Source organism: Vibrio breoganii, from assembly GCF_024346795.1.
Lineage (GTDB): Bacteria > Pseudomonadota > Gammaproteobacteria > Enterobacterales > Vibrionaceae > Vibrio > Vibrio breoganii.
In genome coordinates, this window is sequence record NZ_AP024865.1 from 255,926 (window position 1) to 274,796 (window position 18,871).

At 46.0% G+C, this 18,871-nt stretch carries 5 protein-coding genes; 3 read left to right on the plus strand and 2 right to left on the minus strand.

The window, feature by feature from the left end; genetic code table 11:
* Positions 1-44: 44 nt before the first annotated feature.
* Genes OCU35_RS14370 through OCU35_RS14380 form a run of 3 tightly spaced genes read left to right on the plus strand, consistent with a single transcriptional unit; the run spans position 45 to position 4,998 of the window.
* Positions 45-1,667 (plus strand): ABC transporter transmembrane domain-containing protein, encoded by a 1,623-nt coding sequence (locus OCU35_RS14370; RefSeq protein ID WP_065210880.1) that lies wholly within the window; start codon positions 45-47, stop codon positions 1,665-1,667.
* Positions 1,664-3,709 (plus strand): ABC transporter transmembrane domain-containing protein, encoded by a 2,046-nt coding sequence (locus OCU35_RS14375; RefSeq protein ID WP_261826353.1) that lies wholly within the window; start codon positions 1,664-1,666, stop codon positions 3,707-3,709. The genes OCU35_RS14370 and OCU35_RS14375 overlap by 4 nt, the downstream gene beginning before the upstream one ends.
* Positions 3,706-4,998 carry an HlyD family type I secretion periplasmic adaptor subunit gene (locus tag OCU35_RS14380; protein ID WP_261826354.1) on the plus strand — a complete coding sequence of 431 codons (1,293 nt, stop codon included), beginning with the start codon at positions 3,706-3,708 and terminating at the stop codon, positions 4,996-4,998. The genes OCU35_RS14375 and OCU35_RS14380 overlap by 4 nt, the downstream gene beginning before the upstream one ends.
* Positions 4,999-5,294: 296 nt before the next feature.
* Here OCU35_RS14380 and OCU35_RS14385 read toward each other — a convergent pair whose 3' ends face one another.
* Together OCU35_RS14385 and OCU35_RS14390 are read right to left on the minus strand one after the other, a co-directional pair.
* Entirely contained in the window at positions 5,295-6,029 is a 735-nt protein-coding gene (locus tag OCU35_RS14385) for a hypothetical protein (RefSeq protein ID WP_261826355.1), read from the minus strand.
* A 54-nt stretch (positions 6,030-6,083) separates the two neighbouring features.
* On the minus strand, positions 6,084-18,779 hold the full coding sequence (locus OCU35_RS14390; RefSeq protein WP_261826356.1) for a VCBS domain-containing protein: 12,696 nt from the start codon (positions 18,777-18,779) through the stop codon (positions 6,084-6,086).
* Positions 18,780-18,871: the final 92 nt, after the last annotated feature.

Consider the following 18,871-nt stretch of genomic DNA (forward strand, 5'->3'; position numbering starts at 1 on the left):
GTTTTTTTAATGAAACATCGCTTACAGGGAGTGTAAGAACTTAAATGGATTCCTTTTTCGATACCAGCGCCAGAAAAAGACAAACAATTAAAGAAGTCTTAGCACCATCACTACTCATTAATATTTTGTCTTTAGCTATTCCATTGGTTGTCTTGCAGATATACGACAGAATTCTACCTAACCAAGCTTATGGTACCGCCACATTACTTTTAGCTGGGGCGAGCGTTGCGATACTGCTAGATGCCTTCTTACGTTTTGTTCGTACTTGGTTGCTAGGTGCAGCAGCGACCAATACTGAACGCAGTTCTTATGAAATATTGGTTCACAAGCTAGATACCATCTCTTTTAAGCAGGTAAGAGCCCTGCATCCAGGTACCTTGCAAGAAGGCTTTAAAGGCATCAGTCAAATCAAAGACTTTTACTCAGGCGGGTTTGTCAGTGGTTTGATAGATGTGCCATTCGTCTTGATATTCTTGGGTCTGGTTTACTATGTTGGCGGAAATCTGGTGATTATCCCTATCATCGTGTGGGCCATCACTGCTGTGTTAGTGTGGGTGTTTTCTAGTCGCTCTAATACGCACGCACAAAATGCTGCGAATAGTGAATTGGATAGAAGCGATTTAGTGGTATCGATCTTTTCAAAGATTGAAACGATAAAAGCACAAGCAAACGAAGCTAAAATCTTCCACTTTTTCCGCAAGCTAAATCAAAAGCGTTGGCTGGCTAGCTCTGAAGCTGAGCGTCAAACAAGCATTGCGCAAGAGGCCATTCAAGTAGCGGCACTGGGCACATCGGTGGCGATTGTTTTGGTAGGTAGCTTAGATGTACTAGCAGGTACGCTAACCACAGGTGGATTAGCCGCTTGCTCTATATTATCGGGTCGTGCAGTTGCGCCTATGAGCGCGCTTATGGGTCTTCGCTTAAAATACAGCACCTTTAAAGCGTCGAACGAAGCCGTCTCAAAACTACTCAATGCGATTGATCATGAAGACTCTCAATCCAATCGCACGTACCTTGAGCCACTCCAGAAACTCGCGTTAGATGAAGCGAAGATCTCGTTGCTTAACACCCCTTATCAGTATTCATTTGATGTGACTCCTGGCGATGTGGTGGTACTCGAGTCTGAAACCCTTGCCAATAGCTTCTTGTTGGCAGCCGTTGCTGGGGTAGAGAGTGTCGATTCCGGCTCGATTAGTTGGAATGATGCTGTACTTAGTGAACAGGCGCACAATCATTTATCGCAGATTAGCGCAGTGGTGCGACAACCACAGGTGGTTTCCGGTTCGTTGCTAGATAACTTAAGTGGCTTTGACTCTAACAATAACGAAGCGGCGCAAACCATAGCGAAAGCTATAGGGTTGCAAAGAATTATCGCCGAACTTCCAAATGGTGTGGAGACTAAGGTCGGCATGCAGATTGGTAATAACCTCAGCGATGGCAGTATTAAGCTTGTGGCTATTACCGCGCAATTGGCTAAGCCTACCTCACTGGTGTTATTGGATTGCCCTGAGCAAGACTTAGATCTGGAATCAATTTCTCAGTTAATTAAAGTGATTGAGTATTACTCTAAAAATGGCAGAAGCTTCATCATTAATAGTCGAAACCCTGACATATTGGAGCTTGCTACTAAGCGTGTTTCTCCAAGTAAAGTGGAGAATAACCAATGATTTATACTTTGTCTCAGAGCGTATTTGGTCTTTTACAAGCGATCGATGCGGACACCAATCACCAGCACTTTTGCAAGCAATGGCAACAACAGAACAATGTCGAGTCGTTGGATGATTTGCTGACTTTACTAGAGCGTCTTGCTATCCCGTTTCAAGTACTCGGGAGCAACAAAGCGATTGGTAAACAAGAGCACATTGCTGTGCTTCAAATTCAAAAAGAACAGGCAACCGTAGGGCGTTACTCTTTAGGTGGCTATCAAGAATTTGAAGGCCAAGAGTTTGTTGAAGCAGCAACCCCTAAGGCCGCAATAGATTCCTTGTTTATTGTAATTACGGGCTATCCTGAAGAAAAACACTCACCAGATTGGTTGGGCAACCAACTCAACCAGTATCGTCCGCTTATTCCAAAGTTGTTAACGATTAGCTTCATCGCCAATTTATTTGCCTTGATGATTCCGTTTGTCACTATGTCAGTCTATGACCATGTCATCGCGGGCGATGCCGGGCATGAGGTGATGGGAATAGGCATTGGCGCCTTATTACTGTTTAGCATGATTCTGTCTTTGAAGGTGCTTCGTAGTCAGCTTCTTTCGACTATCTCAAACCGCATTAGTAGGGAGATATCAGAGGCAATCATTAACAAAGTTCTTGCCACACCGCTTGCTCAAAATCGGTTAACAAATGGTTCTAGCTTGATGGCAAGGCTGACCAATGCAGAAAGCTTAAAAGGCGTAGCGCAAGGGCCTTTGGGGGGCGCGTTATTTGATGCCCCGTTTGTTCTGTTGTTTATTGTGGCCATTGGATTTTTGGGTGGTTGGATTGTTGTTGTTCCTATAGTTGCTTTGCTCGTGTATTTCCTGCTTGCGGTACGAAGCCAAAAACGTATTGCGCAAAAATCGAATAGGCAAACCATTGCTGGTACCTCAAGAAACAGTCTCCTTATGGAGATCAACACTAAGCTGACGTTCTTGAGAAGCACAGGGTACTTAGGACACTGGTTGAAGCGCTTCAAAAAGGCCAACTACCTGGCATCTAAAAATAGCTTTGATCACGTGGCTCACCAAGCTAAGTACACCTCCATTTATTATGCGGTGGGTTTGCTTAGTACCTTAGCGGTGATTGCGCTGGGGATTGACTTGATTTTCAACGAAGTAATGACGGCCGGTGGCCTTATTGCCAGCATGATGCTTATCTCTCGAGTAACAGGCCCTGCTCAAATGCTCGCCAACAGCTCTGGACGCTTTAAACAAGTGACGGGTGCAAAACAGCAAGTGAACTTTGCACTGTCGCAAACGGTTGAAGGGGACTTTATTTATCAGCATCAACCGCTTTCCGACAAGCCGCCAACAATCGAGTTGGATCAAGTCACTCTGCGTTACCCGAGCCAGCAAAAGCCTGCATTGTCAGGGATAAGCTTTTCTATAGAGCCGGGGCAACTAGTGGTAGTTACAGGGCCAATGGCATCGGGGAAAACCTCGTTATTAGAGGTGATTTCTGCACTGGTACCCACGCAAAATGGCTCAGTGAAAGTGAATGGCAGCAATCTTTCTCAGTATGATCCCTTATTGTACCGTCAATGGTTAGGGTATATGCCGGCGAGAAGAGTGCTTCCCGTTCTATCCATAAAAGAGTTTATTGCGGACAGTCGAGCCTGTAATGATGAAGACATAGTGGCAAGTATTGTGGCGGCTGGTGGCGAGGAATGGTTGTCATCCCTGCCGGAAGGTATTAACACTCAGCTGATGACGCTAGTAAACAATGATGTGGTGGGTGTGGTTACTGATATTCTTATTGATGCAAAATTTAGGCTGCATGACTTTCCAATGTATCTGTTGGATAACCCTGCTGTTGAAATGAAAGAATGGATTCTATCAAAACGAGGCGCGGCAACTGTGGTAATGACGACGCATGATAAAGAGATGATCAGTTTAGCTGATCAAGTGGTTATCCTTGACGGGGGCAACCTTGTTTATGCCGGGCCTGTTCCCGAGGCGCAAGAAGAAGGCGCGCAACCGCCAGCGGCAATGGAGGTGTCTTCATGAGTGATAATCATGTAGAGGTGATTGAATCTGGGGCGATCAAGCGCCTTCTAGGTTACAGCACATTATTAATCGCTATCTGTGTGGCAGCGTTTTCAGCTTGGTCAGTGCTCACCAAAGTAGATGAAATTGCCAAAGCTAAAGGTGCAGTGATTCCAGAGGGTGAGCGTCAGGTCATACAAAGTGAATTGGGCGGCAAACTAAAAACAGTCTTTGTTAAAAGAGGGGACTTAGTTGAAGTCGGTGACTCCATTGTAGAGTTTGATGATACCTTCCAAGCGTCTGCTTTAGATGAATTGAAGGCGCAAGAGGCATCACTAAAGTTAACTATTGAACGTTTAACGGCTCTTATAGAAGAACGAGAGCCCAACTATTCAGAGTACGAAGAATCGTATCCTGCGGTAGTCGCTGAGCAGCGAGCACAACTTGCTGCGGCTAAAAAAGTGTATTTTCAAAAACGCATTGTATTAGAAAAAGAGAGTGAGCAGATTGCTGGGCAGTTAAAGAGTATTGACCGTGAACTGCCAGCTGCAATCCGTCAATTAAGGGCCTCTCAGAACGAGCTGGCTATTTTGGAAAAGGGTTTAAAAACTGGAAGTATTTCTAAAATACGTGTGTTGGAAATGAGACAAACCATTGCCTCTATAGAAGCTGAAGTAGAGCAAGACAAAGGCAAGAAAGCCGTTCTTGTAAACCAAGCAGAAGCGACGGTCTTGAAGATTGATCAACTACTTGCTGAAGCAAAACTCGAGGCAAGTAAAGAGCGCTCTAAAGCGGTAGATGAATTATCAGCTTTGCGCGCGAGACTGCGTTCCGGTCAAGCAAAGGTCAGCAATACACTAGTGACCTCGCCGGTAAAAGGGTTGATTCAAAGCCTACCTACCACTAAGAGAGGCGGTGTTATTCAACCTGGTGGCACTATTGTTGAGATTGTACCTGTCGAGGGCAAGGCGCGCTTTAAAGCCAAGCTTTCTCCAAGAGATATCGGCTTTGTTTCTGTAGGCCAACCAGCACGAGTGAAGGTAGATGCCTTTGATTACTCTCGATTTGGCGCACTTAAGGGTACTGTTATCAATATTTCTCCAACCACCAGTCAAACTGAGCGTGGTGAGATTTATTATGATGTGACCGTAGATGTGGAGAAGGCTTATTTCCGTGATAATCCTGAGCAATTTACGATATTGCCCGGTATGACAGGAGAAGTGGACATCACTACCGGTGAGAAGACGGTCTTCCAGTATCTGTGGAAACCTATTTATACCAATGTGAGCAGGGCATTTGGGGAAAGGTAGATTTCATTTGGTTGGATAAAATAAAAACAGCGCTATATAGCGCTGTTTTCTTATTGAAAAGGTCCCCGATAAAACATTTCCGGTACGACGAGCGTATGAGTGCAGAGTAGTGAGAATGTGCGCTCTAAGATCCTGCTGGGCTGGCTTCCAGTTTTCATCAGGATGACGTGGTGTTTATATTCTCTTTTCATATGCCTACGTACACGTCATTCCCGAGTGCTTTTCTGGGCCAGCACACTGGTCGGGAATCTGGTTCTACGAGCGCAATAAAACTGTCTCTCCATTCCGCCTGAAGGTTAGTCTATAGCCTTGGGTTCATAACATTGGTTCAAGCTCGCCTTGTCGAACACCACAATCCATTCGTCATCAACGCTCCAGTCAAAGTTAGTAATCGTACAATCTTGAGATGTATTATTATCTGTTACGGTAATGAGGACATCAGCACTCTCTGCTACTTCAATGACCGAAGATAATGCGCCCTGAGTCAGTCCGCTTTGAACCTGTGTACCGTCGATACTGATGCTATATGTGCTAGCAGTAGATGAGGTGTCTCTTAGATTCATTACATACAATGCGACCTTGCCATCAGGTACTTCATCATCAGGTTCATCGAAGATAATCAAGCGAGGTGGATCATCTACGGCATTAGTAAGATCTCCAACCGCAAACACCAACTTATCATCGCTAGAAGAGCTTACATTAAGATCTTGTTCATCTAATACTGTGTCAGTATTCGTGTCTTTCAGCGCCACTTCTACCTTGTAAGACGGAAGCTCTGCACCTTCATATTGAATACGTAGACTTTTATTGGTGACTACGCCGTACACCGAACCATCGAACAAGGTAACCTCTTGAGAAAATGGCTCTACACTGTATTCCGCCTCTAAGCTAACACCAGTGCTTACATAGTTAAACGACTGAAAATCTACATCAAAGTCGTTGAGTGAGGGCGAATTATCACTATCACTGCCCCCACAAGCTGCTAACAACACAGGCGATGCGATTACTGCTAATTTAAATACCGTCTTCATACTGATTCCTTGTCTAAACCAAATTGCTTCTTTGTTTAATTATACACCCATCAATCAATGGTGGTGATCAGGTAAATCCATCACATCCGGTAGGTCATGTTGGATATGTTCTTCATCCAATACATGCTGATCATCCGCTTTGTGCTCTTCGCCATTGTTATCAATAAAGGCATCAACTGGATGCTGATGAGCAAGATCATCGGCCTGATTGAGTAGTAAATCTAAATCAGGCGCAGGCTCTGGTGTTGGCATCGCAGAGTCATCCGCTTGTGGCGCATCGTGAAGACCCACAATATCCGTATATGGATTGCTTCCCGAAGAGCTATGATCGTCCGCCAGTGCACTTAATCCCGCCATTAGATCATGATGGGTATTGTCATCATCCGCATATAGGGTGACCTCAATTGTCTCTGGGCTAGAATGAGACTCGTCACTTTGGGGTGGTGGAGGCGGTGGTGGAGCAGGGTGTGATGTATGGACGATAGGCGTGATTGTCATATCAACCACTTCAGTTCCAACGGTTAGCTTTCCACTATGTCCAGGCCCATGACTGAGTATCTGGATATTCACATGGGCGACAACTTCATCTTGATTTGTCCCTTGTAATGCCACTTCAAATTTATCTTCGTGTTGACCGATACCCGAAGCGCTGCCATGTGGACCTGTGTGAACTTGGGCTTGCTCTTGATAATGTAAGTAGCCGGTCTTAGGGTCAATGGTTAATGTTCCATATTGCCCTTGATGACTAGTCACATACTGCCCATTAGGTAAATGGATTCGCCATCCGCTTTGTGCGGTTGGTACTGGAGTTAAGGACGGTAGCAGTGGCGGTACGCCAAGCGTGCCAGACACTTGGTGACTTCCAGATGGTGGTCTGACAATGATAGGTTCAGGTATAGCACTGGCAGCAAAACCTTGGCTACCTGCGGTATTACCGTGTTCGTCAGTCATTGTTGCTTGTACATTAGAACCGGGATGAACTTCAATTTGTATTCCATGCTGAAGACTGTGAGCATCTAATACATGATCCTGTCCGTTAACAACAAGATGCTCACCGATTTTGGCATCACCAGGAGGCGTAACCGTTGCTGTGATCGTGTTTGCCTGTCCTCGGGCGATTTCAGCTTTGCTGTATAAGTTGTCTGCCCCTGCGTTTTCAAAAGTAATCGTAGGAACGCTAACCTGTGTATCGACTTGGTAAGTAACATCTGTAGTGGCATGAGCGCTATTACCTGCGGTATCTGTTACCGCTATTGAGGCCTCTATTTTTTGGTCAGCATCGGCAATGAGTTCACTGCCAGGTACGGCAATTGAATAGTGCCCTTTCGCATCTACGGCACCAGTATGCTGTGTCCCATTTACATCTAAAGTCACAATGTCGCCTGCATTATAATCGCCAGAAACGGATCCGGTAATGTCAATGGAGCTATTGGATTCTTGAGCATTAATCACATTGTCGGCAGTAATTGGGTCTGTTTGAATACCGACGTGCACTTGCGTATCTATATGGACGGAAAGAAGCGAAGACGTAGCAGGTACCACTGACGAAGGAGCCAATGCTTTAGCGGATAGATTATGGTCACCCTCCGATAAACTGCTTACTGCAACACTATATTGTCCAGATGCATCAGACACCGCGTGTCCAACGGGTGTTGAACCATCGTAAACCGTGACTTTCGAGAATGGGATATCAGTATGCCCAGTAATTGTGGGGGTAGTGTCGTTGGTAAGGTTGTCAGTGTTCGACGAACCCGAGTCACTCGTTGATGCTAAATCCAATGTCACCGAGTTCGTTGTTGCTACGTTGGTGACCATTAGCATGGTTGGTAGTGTCGTTGTAACTGTAGGTTGTTGAGGCACTGTGGTTGATATGACTAGGCCACCCGTTGGTGACATGGTGACATGTCCGGAGGCATCAAAGGTGATGAATTTCGAATCTTCAGTATGGCCGTCACTGACTTTTACTTCGAATACATCGACACCATGATAGGAGTTGGTGGCAGAGTTATAACTCATTCCTGTGATAGACGTATTTGGTGTGTAGATGTAGTCACCAGTGTTTGGATCTACCGACAATGAACCGAATTGCCCGGTTGAACTGACAATAGAGAAGGTATGAGAGTCAGTAACATCTACATCAGTCTCTGTTAATGTACCTGTCGTTGATGATGTTTGGTTAACGCCGAGAATCGGTGCGTCATTGGTGCCGGTAATGGTAACCACGATATCATGGTGCGTGCCATCTGCAGATTGAACCGTGATGGTTTCAGTGTCTGTCTGACCTTCGCTAAGCTGTTGAACTATAGGATGGTTGTTATCAAGGTCGTAAGTCCAGTGACCATTTACATCGATATGAGCGTGCCCATAGCCTTTGCTTCCGGCTATTCCAGCTCCACCCTGTACCGCGGTAAACCCTGCTGTTCCATCAGGATCACTCGCCGTCAACGTACCTGAAGCTTGAAGTGTTATGTCTTCTTTGGCCACTCCTGTGGAGTCTCCACTGAATGTTGCAGGGTCAGCGACACTCGCTATATTAATGAGTATTGACCCTTCTTTTGAATCAAGATGACCATCGTTTGCGGTAAATTGCACCCCTCCTAATCCGCTGACACCAGAACTAAAGTAGTTGTGAGTTGGGGTGAAGATGAGTGATGAAACGTCGGAGGCGCTGACGTCATCACCAACATTCACTGTGGTGCCATTCAGCGATAACACGCCATGGGCGACATTGGTAATCGTGATGTGGTTTAACGCATCTCCATCAATATCAGAATATTTAAAGTCTGCGGTGGTGAACGCATGAGGCTTATCTTCTAAAGAACTAATAAAACTCGATCCAACGATAGGTGCATCATTGACTGCATTGACATCCACTACCATCGTTGCGTTTGCCGAATTTTTATGGCCATCATTCGCAGTAAATGTAAATTGCGCATAGTTGGCGCCGTTTTCATTATTGTTCGGCGTGAAAGTTAAATGGCCTGCGTCTAAGTCAGCCTTGCTGATTTGCTGGTTGGCGGTTACGGCGTTACCGTTTAGAAGTAATAATCCATGACTCGGTATGCTGTTAATAGTCACGAACTGTAACGCATCGCCATCTTGATCACTGTAACCAAATTCACTGGTCGTAATGGTTCTGGTGATGTCTTCATTTGTAGAAACGGTTTGCCCTGTCACCGTTGGCGCATGTTGTAGAGGAGGCGTGACTTCAATAGAGAGAGAGTTTTGAGAAGAGTCGCCTATTGGGTTACCACCCTCATCGCCTACTCGATAAACCATGTTTGGCACTTTACCTGAAAAACCTGCTTCCGGTGTGAAGGTATAATGACCATTCGCTTCGATCGCGAGTGTGCCTATGCCCATCATGGTATGGGGCTGCCCGGGCTTGACTGCGACATAACCTGAAACCGGGTCTTTTATTTGGATATCTTGCAACACCAGATGAGCGTTGGAATCGGTGTCTGTTGCGGCACCACTTAATCCTTCATGAGTCCCTAATCCAGTAATTAGGTTCCCTTCTATTGGTCCACTATTTTGGATGCCAGAATCAGTGAGGCTGTGCAAACTAGGAGCATCAGTAGTCCCATTAATAGTCACTGTAATGGAATGCTTGGTACCGTCTTTTGAGGTGATTTCAATGCTATCTGTGAGTGTTTGCCCATTGTCTAAGTCTTGAATAGGAACACTATTGTTGTCTGCCGTATAGAGCCAAGACCCATTAGGTTTAACAATAAAGTGTCCATAGGTTCCATCCTGCGATACAAGTGACTGACCTTTGAGATCTAATGCGGCTTCACCTTGCCCATCAACATCAGAGATAACCAGGTGTCCTTGACAAACAAGGGCGTCTGGAACGGTTGGCTGCCCAGAAATATGTATGTTGTGTTGAAGATTTGTATCTTCACCAATGCTGCCGGAGTCACCGGTAAATGTTGCGACATCATTAACAGCTGCAAGCGTTGTGTTTGCTCCCGTATGAGCAATACCACCGTGTCTATCCGCAACATCGTAAGTAAAGTGAACCGTTCCGTTGTAATTAGGATCGGGGTTAAAGGTAAAACTGCCATCTGAATTTGATACCAAATTGCCGTGGTCTGCAGTCAAGTTTTCAACGTGTAACCAACCTCTATCGTTAGTATCAACATCTGTCGCATTAGCGATTAACTCAGCTTGTGTAATATGTATTGAAGTATCTTCTTTACCTGAAGGTAAAGAGACCTCACCACTAACGGTTGGTACATCATTATTGCCATGCACAACAACGGAGACACTTTTCGAGACATGGCTACCATCAGTAGACACTGCCTCAACCGTAAAGTGCTCCCAATACTCGTCACCGTCTCCTAGTTTTGTCGCTTTACTCTGGTCAACGTCATAATGCCATTGTCCGTCTGCACTTAGGTGGAACGTGCCATACTGACCGCTAATGCCACCTGTTGGTGTTTGTGTCCAGCTCACCGTATCGTGGAGATCAACATCGTGTGCGACTACATTGCCGGAAACTGAAGCGCCTGTTTGGGCATTTTCGACGACATGACCCAGTTCTGAATTGGAATCGATGATGACCCCATCCTCTGTGCCGTTAACCTTAACCGTAATAGGAAATTCAGTACCATCGGTTGCTATTAGCTTTATAGATTCAGTGAATGATTCACCATGCTTTAATTCTTGAACGTGAACATTATTATTGTCGCCAATATAACTCCACGAATGCTCACCTTGATGAGGTCCACTTGCGATAGTGTGGAACTGGAATCTGCCATAAGGAGTCGTAACATCTAGGTCACTGCCTATATTCCATGTGTATTGTTTGCCTGCAAATTCGACCGTGACTTGAGTGTTAGGGCTGTCTACATCCGTAATTTGTAGCGCTTGCCAATCAACAGCGTCCATAATATGGGGATTCGTATAAACAACAGTGGCTACATCTTCAGTCGCTACACCATGGTCAACGCCAGAAATAATGGTTTTGTCATCGACTGCCGCAAGTGTCGTACTCGCTCCGGTATGGGTTACTCCGCCGTGTGCATCTTTGACGTCATAGGCGAAGTGTACTTGACCGTTGTAGTCTTTATCTGGTGTGAAGGTGTAGGTGCCATCTTTGTTATCAACAACAGATCCGTGGTCGACTAGCAGATTAGCAATGGAAAGCTTACCTGCGTCATTGGCATCCACATCGACAGTATTGGCAAGCAAGTCAGCCTTTGTAAAAGTAAGAGCGGTGTCTTCGGTACCTGTAGCAAGTGTCACTTCAGAGCTGATGTAAGGTCTGTCGTTATCGCCATGAATGGTAATCACAATGTCTTGCGCAGTACCATCTTTAGAGTATACGGTAATCGTATCCGTTAATTGCTGACCATCGCCTAATTGATCGATCTGAGTGGCAACGTTTTGTTGGTTGCTACCGACGGTGACCTTATAGTGCCAATTACCATCAGCATTTAATATTAATTGACCATAGGTTCCGTGGTATGAGTAGCCCACGCCTTTTGTATCAAATTGTGCTTCGCCAGTGTCTGGGTCAATAATCTCTAACTTGCCATCAGTGTATAAAGGGTCATTGGTTAATTTAGCCATCCCAGGCTGTGCGTAGTTTGGTGACCGGTCATGATAGGTGCCATGCCCTTCATCGACATCGCCAGTTATCGTTCCAGTGATTACGGCTGAGTCCCCAACCGCATCAATATGAAGTGTGTTGCTAGCCTCTGTAGAGTCGGTATGCCCATCGTTAACAGTATATTTAAACTGAACATCGCCATTAAAATCTTGCGCAGGAACGAACTGAAGTTTACTGATGTCAGCTGTAGGGATCTGTTGTCCCGTTGTAACATCGTGTCCATCAAGTAAAAACTTACCTTGTGTTGCTGGAGGAAGATCTGTGATTGCTATGGAATGTAGCGTATCGCCTGTATCGATGTCGGTGAATCCGAACTGACTCGCCTGCATTTGGTAATGTGTATCTTCAGTGCCATGTGCAAGTGTCGTCGCAGTGATGGTCGGTCGATCATTGGTGCCCGTCACCGTAATGGTTATATCGTGGGCAGTGTGGTCTGCAGAATAAACACGATATACAACTTTTTCTACTTCACCTTCAGCTAATGATTGCAAGCGACTGTTGGCTACTTCATACCCCCAAGCGCCATTTGGTGTTATGCGCAAAAATCCACCAAATGGGTCGTGAATCGCCTGTTCTCCTAATAACCGATTGACCTGAAAATGGTCTTGCCCTGCATCAGGATCTGTCACACTCAGCAAACCCGATGCGGCGACAGGATGTAATGAACTATGACCAACATTATGATCTTCAATAATCGTTCCGGTATTATCACCAGAAATTACAGCAGAATCACGTGTGGGAGCCAGAGTGATTGAGGCTGATGTAGCTACACTTCCACCATGAGCATCCTGCACATCATAGGTAAAGGAGACCTTGCCGTTGTAATCTTGTGTAGGATGAAAGGTGAAGGTTCCGTCATGATTATCGGTGATATTGCCATGATCCGCGATTAGATTTGCTACAGAGAGTTTCCCCGCATCATTGTGGTCGATGTCTGTAGCGTTGGCGAGTAAATCAGAAGCGTGTAGAACGACATCTGTATCTTCAGTACCAGCCGCAAGTGTCACTGCTGAGCTAACAACGGGAGCATCATTGTCACCTTGGATAGTGACTTGAATTTGATGAGGCGTACCATCAGCAGAGCGTACAGTAACAGTATCAATTAATGTTTCACTACTACCGAGAGATTGAATCTTTACGAGGCTATTATCAATCTCATAGCGATATGAACCATTGGATTGAAGAATGAGCTTTCCACCTTCCTGTGTTGTATATCCGGTATCCCATGTGCCTGTTTGCTGATTTTGATGAAGATTGCTGTCAAAATGATTCTCTCCAGCATCGGCGTCAGTAATGGTCAATTGGCCGTTGTATATGATTGTACTACCCGAGTTTAGGGTAAGGTTATGGTCCTCTTGAACAGTAAAGGTGTCTTGCCCGCCAATAACTGCTGTATCACCTACTGCACTCAATGAAGTGGTTGCGCCCGTATGCGTAACCCCGCCGTGAGCATCTTGCACATCATAAGTGAAATGAACCTGACCGTTATAATCTTTAGTTGGTGTGAAAGTGAAGGTACCGTCTTGATTATCTAGAATAGATCCATGATCGGCATGAAGATTCGTAATCGTCAGTTTGCCTATGTCGTTCGTATCTACATCTACGGTGTTTGCCAATAGCTCAGATACAGTGATGGTTTGCGCAAGATCTTCTTTACCGCTGTTAAGTTGCACCTCACCAGAACAATACGGACGGTCGTTATCGCCATGAATGGTGATAACGATATCGTGTGTGGTGCCATCTGCAGATTTAACGGTGACAGTATCGGTTAGTGATTCCCCTTTACCCAGATGATCAATAGCTCTGCCGGTTGCATCTTGGCCGATGGAAGCAAAGTAGCTCCAGTCCCCGTTAGTTTGAAGTATGACACGACCATGTGAACCATAATAAACGCCTGTTTGGGCATAGCTTTCACCTGCATCAGCATCCACTATCGATAGGTGGCCATCGGTATGAATTTCATCGTTCCACAATTTCCCGATGTTTCCATGCATATGATCAGGTGAACGGTCATCAACATAGCCACCAGTCATACTACCGTCTGGTGCGGTGAAAGTGTGTCCTTCATGGACATCGCCGGTATCGACACCTGAGATAGTTGCTGCATCTGCAGTAGCAGCGAGAGTAGACGATGCAGTGGCTTGCACTGAACCACCATGTGCGTCTTTTACATCGTAAGTAAACTGGACTTTACCGTTGTAGTCTTGGTCTGGATGGAACGTAAATGAACCATCGGCATTATGCGTAACTGTGCCGTGATCGGCGGTTACTGCATCAACGTGCAAAGTGCCTGCATCGTTTTTATCGATATCAGTCGCACCTGCTACTAATTGAGTCTGCGTGATGCGAAGAGTTTGATCCTCGGTGCCAACTGGCAATACGCGACTGCCTGTAACCGTTGGCGCATCATTGGTACCCGTGATGGTGATTTGTAGTTCTTGCGTTGTGCCATCTACGGTATGTACTGTGACCTTATCGACATAGGACTGACCTTGGCCTAAAGACTGAACCTGCTGAATATTATTATCCAGTTGGTAATGCCAATCGCCATCGGGCGCTACAACAACCGAAGCTCCTAGTGTGGAGGTGTAGCCAATGCCTGCATTATTTTGGGCATGTAGCACAGGGTCGAAGTGAGCCTCCCCTGCGTCTGTATCAGTGACATTCATGTGGCTATTTACAACTAACCATTGCATGCCATAAATACGATCTTCGGTGACCGCTCCGGTTGTTGTTCCGGTTATTTGAGCAGCATCGTTTGCACCATTTACGGTAATAGCCACTTGATGGGGGGTGCCATCGGTAGAGTGAACGGTAATGATGTCTTTGGCGTGCTGGCCTTTAGCTAGTGCTTGAACTGCAGGATTTGAGTTGTCGAGATCATATGTCCAAGCGCCTGAATCGGTAAGATGTAGAGTGCCCAAGTTGCCCGCAACATCGGTATTGGAGAAATGCGCTTCGCCCGTATCGACATCGGTTACAGTAAGTGTACCCGAGGTTTGAAGTTGAGACTCTTCGGTTACCGCACCTGAGTCAGTACCTGCAATCACGGCTTTGTCATTGGTACCGTTTACAGTAATGGTGACTTTATGGGTCGTACCATCCGCAGATTGAACCGTAATGGTGTCGGTGGCGGTTGCTCCTTTACCTAAAGCTTGAACGGTAGGGTTAGTGTTATCGAGATCGTATGTCCACGCACCATTGTCTTTAAGGTGCAGGGTGCCCAGAGTGCCTGCGATATCGGTGTTGGAGAAGTGCGCTTCGCCGGTATCGACGTCCGTTACCGTCAGTGTTCCTGAAGTTTGAAGTTGAGATTCTTCGGTTACCGCACCTGAGTCAGTACCTGCAATAACGGCTTTGTCATTGGTACCGTTTACAGTAATGGTGACTTTATGGGTCGTACCATCCGCAGATTGAACCGTAATGGTGTCGGTGGCGGTTGCTCCTTTACCTAAAGCTTGAACGGTAGGGTTAGTGTTATCCAGATCGTATGTCCATGCACCATTGTCTTTAAGGTGCAGGGTACCCAGAGTGCCAACAACATCAGTATTAGAGAAGTGTGCTTCGCCGGTATCGACATCGGTTACAGTAAGTGTACCCGAGGTTTGAAGTTGAGATTCTTCGGTTACCGCGCCTGAGTCGGTACCTGCAATCACGGCTTTATCATTGGTGCCGTTCACGGTAATGGTGACTTTATGGGTCGTACCATCGGCCGATTGAACTGTAATGATGTCAGTAGCGGTTGCTCCTTTACCTAACGCTTGAACGGTAGGGTTTGTATTATCGAGATCGTAAGTCCAAGCGCCTGAATCGGTAAGATGTAGAGTGCCCAAGTTGCCCGCAATATCGGTATTGGAGAAGTGTGCTTCGCCGGTATCGACATCGGTTACAGTAAGTGTACCCGAGGTTTGAAGTTGAGATTCTTCGGTTACAGCACCTGAGTCGGTACCTGCTATTACCGCTTTATCATTAGTGCCGTTCACAGTAATGGTGACTTTATGGGTCGTGCCATCCGCAGATTGAACCGTAATGGTGTCGGTGGCGGTTGCTCCTTTACTTAACGCTTGAACGGTTGGGTTAGTATTGTCCAGATCGTACGTCCAAGCGCCAGAGTCTGTTAGGTGTAATGTACCTAATGTTCCTGCGATATCGGTATTGGAGAAATGCGCTTCGCCCGTATCGACATCGGTTACAGTAAGTGTACCCGAGGTTTGAAGTTGAGACTCTTCGGTTACCGCACCTGAGTCAGTACCTGCAATCACGGCTTTGTCATTGGTGCCGTTAACCGTAATTTTAACTTGGTGTGGTGTGCCATCGGCAGAATGAACGGTAATAGTATCGGTAGCGGTTGCTCCGTTACCTAACGCTTGAACTTTCGGATTGGTGTTATCTAAATCGTATGTCCACGCACCATTGTCTTTAAGGTGCAGGGTGCCCAAAGTGCCAACAACATCGGTATTGGAGAAATGCGCTTCGCCGGTATCGACGTCCGTTACCGTCAGTGTTCCTGAAGTTTGAAGTTGAGATTCTTCGGTTACCGCACCTGAGTCGCTACCTGCAATAACGGCTTTGTCATTGGTACCGTTTACAGTAATGGTGACTTTATGGGTCGTACCATCCGCAGATTGAACCGTAATGGTGTCGGTGGCGGTTGCTCCTTTACTTAACGCTTGAACGGTTGGGTTAGTATTGTCCAGATCGTACGTCCAAGCGCCAGAGTCTGTTAGGTGTAATGTACCTAATGTTCCTGCGATATCGGTATTGGAGAAATGTGCTTCGCCGGTATCGACATCGGTTACAGTAAGTGTACCCGAGGTTTGAAGTTGAGATTCTTCGGTTACCGCGCCTGAGTCGGTACCTGCAATCACGGCTTTGTCATTGGTGCCGTTAACCGTAATTTTAACTTGGTGTGGTGTGCCATCGGCAGAATGAACGGTAATAGTATCGGTAGCGGTTGCTCCGTTACCTAACGCTTGAACTTTCGGATTGGTGTTATCTAAATCGTATGTCCATGCACCATTGTCTTTAAGGTGCAGGGTGCCCAGAGTGCCAACAACATCGGTATTGGAGAAATGCGCTTCGCCCGTATCGACATCGGTTACAGTAAGTGTACCCGAGGTTTGAAGTTGAGACTCTTCGGTTACCGCACCTGAGTCAGTACCTGCAATCACGGCTTTGTCATTGGTACCGTTTACAGTAATGGTGACTTTATGGGTCGTACCATCCGCAGATTGAACCGTAATGGTGTCGGTGGCGGTTGCTCCTTTACCTAAAGCTTGAACGGTAGGGTTAGTGTTATCCAGATCGTACGACCAAGCACCATTGTCTTTAAGGTGCAGGGTGCCCAAAGTGCCAACAACATCGGTATTGGAGAAATGCGCTTCGCCGGTATCTACGTCCGTTGCAGTGAGTGTGCCCGAGGTTTGAAGTTGAGATTCTTCGGTTACCGCACCTGAGTCTGTACCTGCAATCACGGCTTTATCATTGGTGCCGTTCACAGTAATGGTGACTTTATGAGTCGTACCATCCGCAGATTGAACTGTGATCGTATCTGTAGCGGTTTTCCCTTGGCCCAGTGCTTGTACTGTTGGATTAGTGTTATCCAGATCGTACGACCAAGCACCATTGTCTTTAAGGTGCAGGGTGCCCAGAGTGCCAACAACATCGGTATTGGAGAAATGCGCTTCGCCCGTATCGACATCGGTTACCGTGAGTGTGCCTGAGGTCTGAAGTTGAGACTCTTCGGTTACCGCACCTGAGTCTGTACCTGCAATCACGGCTTTATCATTGGTGCCGTTCACAGTAATGGTGACTTTATGAGTCGTACCATCCGCAGATTGAACCGTAATGGTATCGGTGGCGTTTGAACCTTGCCCTAGAGCTTGTACTTTTGGATTGGTGTTATCTAGATCGTACGTCCACGCACCATTATCTTGAAGGTGCAGTGTGCCTAGAGTACCGACCAAATCACCACCCTGGAAATGCTGTTGGCTTGCATCGGGATCGGTAACATCTAGCTTACCTGATACTTGCGGTTGCTTATCTTCAACAACACTCCCTAGATCGTTACCTGAGATGACCGCAGTATCGTCTTGCCCGTTGATGGTCACAACTATTTGTTGCTCAGTGCCATCAACAGAGTGAACAGTGATGGTCTCTTGCAACATTTGCCCAGAGCTTAGTGCCTGAACGGTATTGCCCGCGTTGTTTACTTGGTATTGCCAATGCCCTGACTCATCAATCGAGAATTCACCATATTTGGTTGCTTGGTTATGCACGGCAACTAAAGAATCTTGGTCGTGATCTTGGTCGCTAACCGCCAATGTGCCTTGGGTGGTAATTAAGCCATTAGAGTTAACATTAAGATCCTCTGTCACAGCCCCAGCTAGGTCGCCACTAAATTGGGCTGCTTCGTTGTTGCCTGTGATTGGAACTGCAACGGTTTGCTGCAGGCCATTCGACAAATGAATAACGAATGAGTCCGTACCTAATTCATGGCCTTGCAGAAGAATAAAGGCAGGCGACTTTGGATTTAGGTTGTAGGCGTAATGTCCATCTGGTCCAACGGTCAGAGTCCCATACTTACCCGTTAGTGTTTCCTCTCGATAAGTAACTGTGCTTTCTGTAGGTTGTTGCGGTGAGGCAGTTTGATAGCCTTGAAGTTCGGAAGCATGAGTATTCGCTACATCGTAGCCTACATTCATAAAGGGATGTGAGATAACTGGATGGTGAGAGTAGTTCGAAGAATGCGCTTGAGAATGAATCGAATTGCTATCTTTTTCATCAGCAGTTGTGATTATGTTCTGCTGAACTAGTGAAGTTGCAGAAGCACTGTGTTCTGTTTCAGTAGCGTGATGAACGGTAGGGGCACTGATTTTGGAATGAGATTCTAAAGGCGCAATTGCAGATGAGGTATCAGTTTCAGTAGCATCAGCTTTTCTAAAACTTGGAAGAACAAGCGATAGGGTTAAACCCAACGGAATATAGATTTGTTTTTTCTTGGTTTCTCGTTCTTTTTTTACGGCTCTTTTTGAGACATCTGCTTTTGCTGACAAGTCCTTTTGTACAGCTTTTGTGTCGGTATTTTTGATTACTGATTTACTGTCTTTATTCTGCTTGCTTTTATCGCTCATTAACATCACCAATACAACTTCCATTTATTATCTTAACTTAATGGATGTTTGTGTTAATTTCCACTAACAAGCAGTAATTAAAGTCAATTAAA

Bases quoted from the DNA above. Each gene is read 5' to 3' on its own strand.
- OCU35_RS14375 (WP_261826353.1), top strand. From the start codon at position 1,664: ATGATTTATACTTTGTCTCAGAGCGTATTTGGTCTTTTACAAGCGATC.
- OCU35_RS14385 (WP_261826355.1), bottom strand. From the start codon at position 6,029: ATGAAGACGGTATTTAAATTAGCAGTAATCGCATCGCCTGTGTTGTTA.
- OCU35_RS14390 (WP_261826356.1), bottom strand. From the start codon at position 18,779: ATGAGCGATAAAAGCAAGCAGAATAAAGACAGTAAATCAGTAATCAAA.
- OCU35_RS14380 (WP_261826354.1), top strand. From the start codon at position 3,706: ATGAGTGATAATCATGTAGAGGTGATTGAATCTGGGGCGATCAAGCGC.
- OCU35_RS14370 (WP_065210880.1), top strand. From the start codon at position 45: ATGGATTCCTTTTTCGATACCAGCGCCAGAAAAAGACAAACAATTAAA.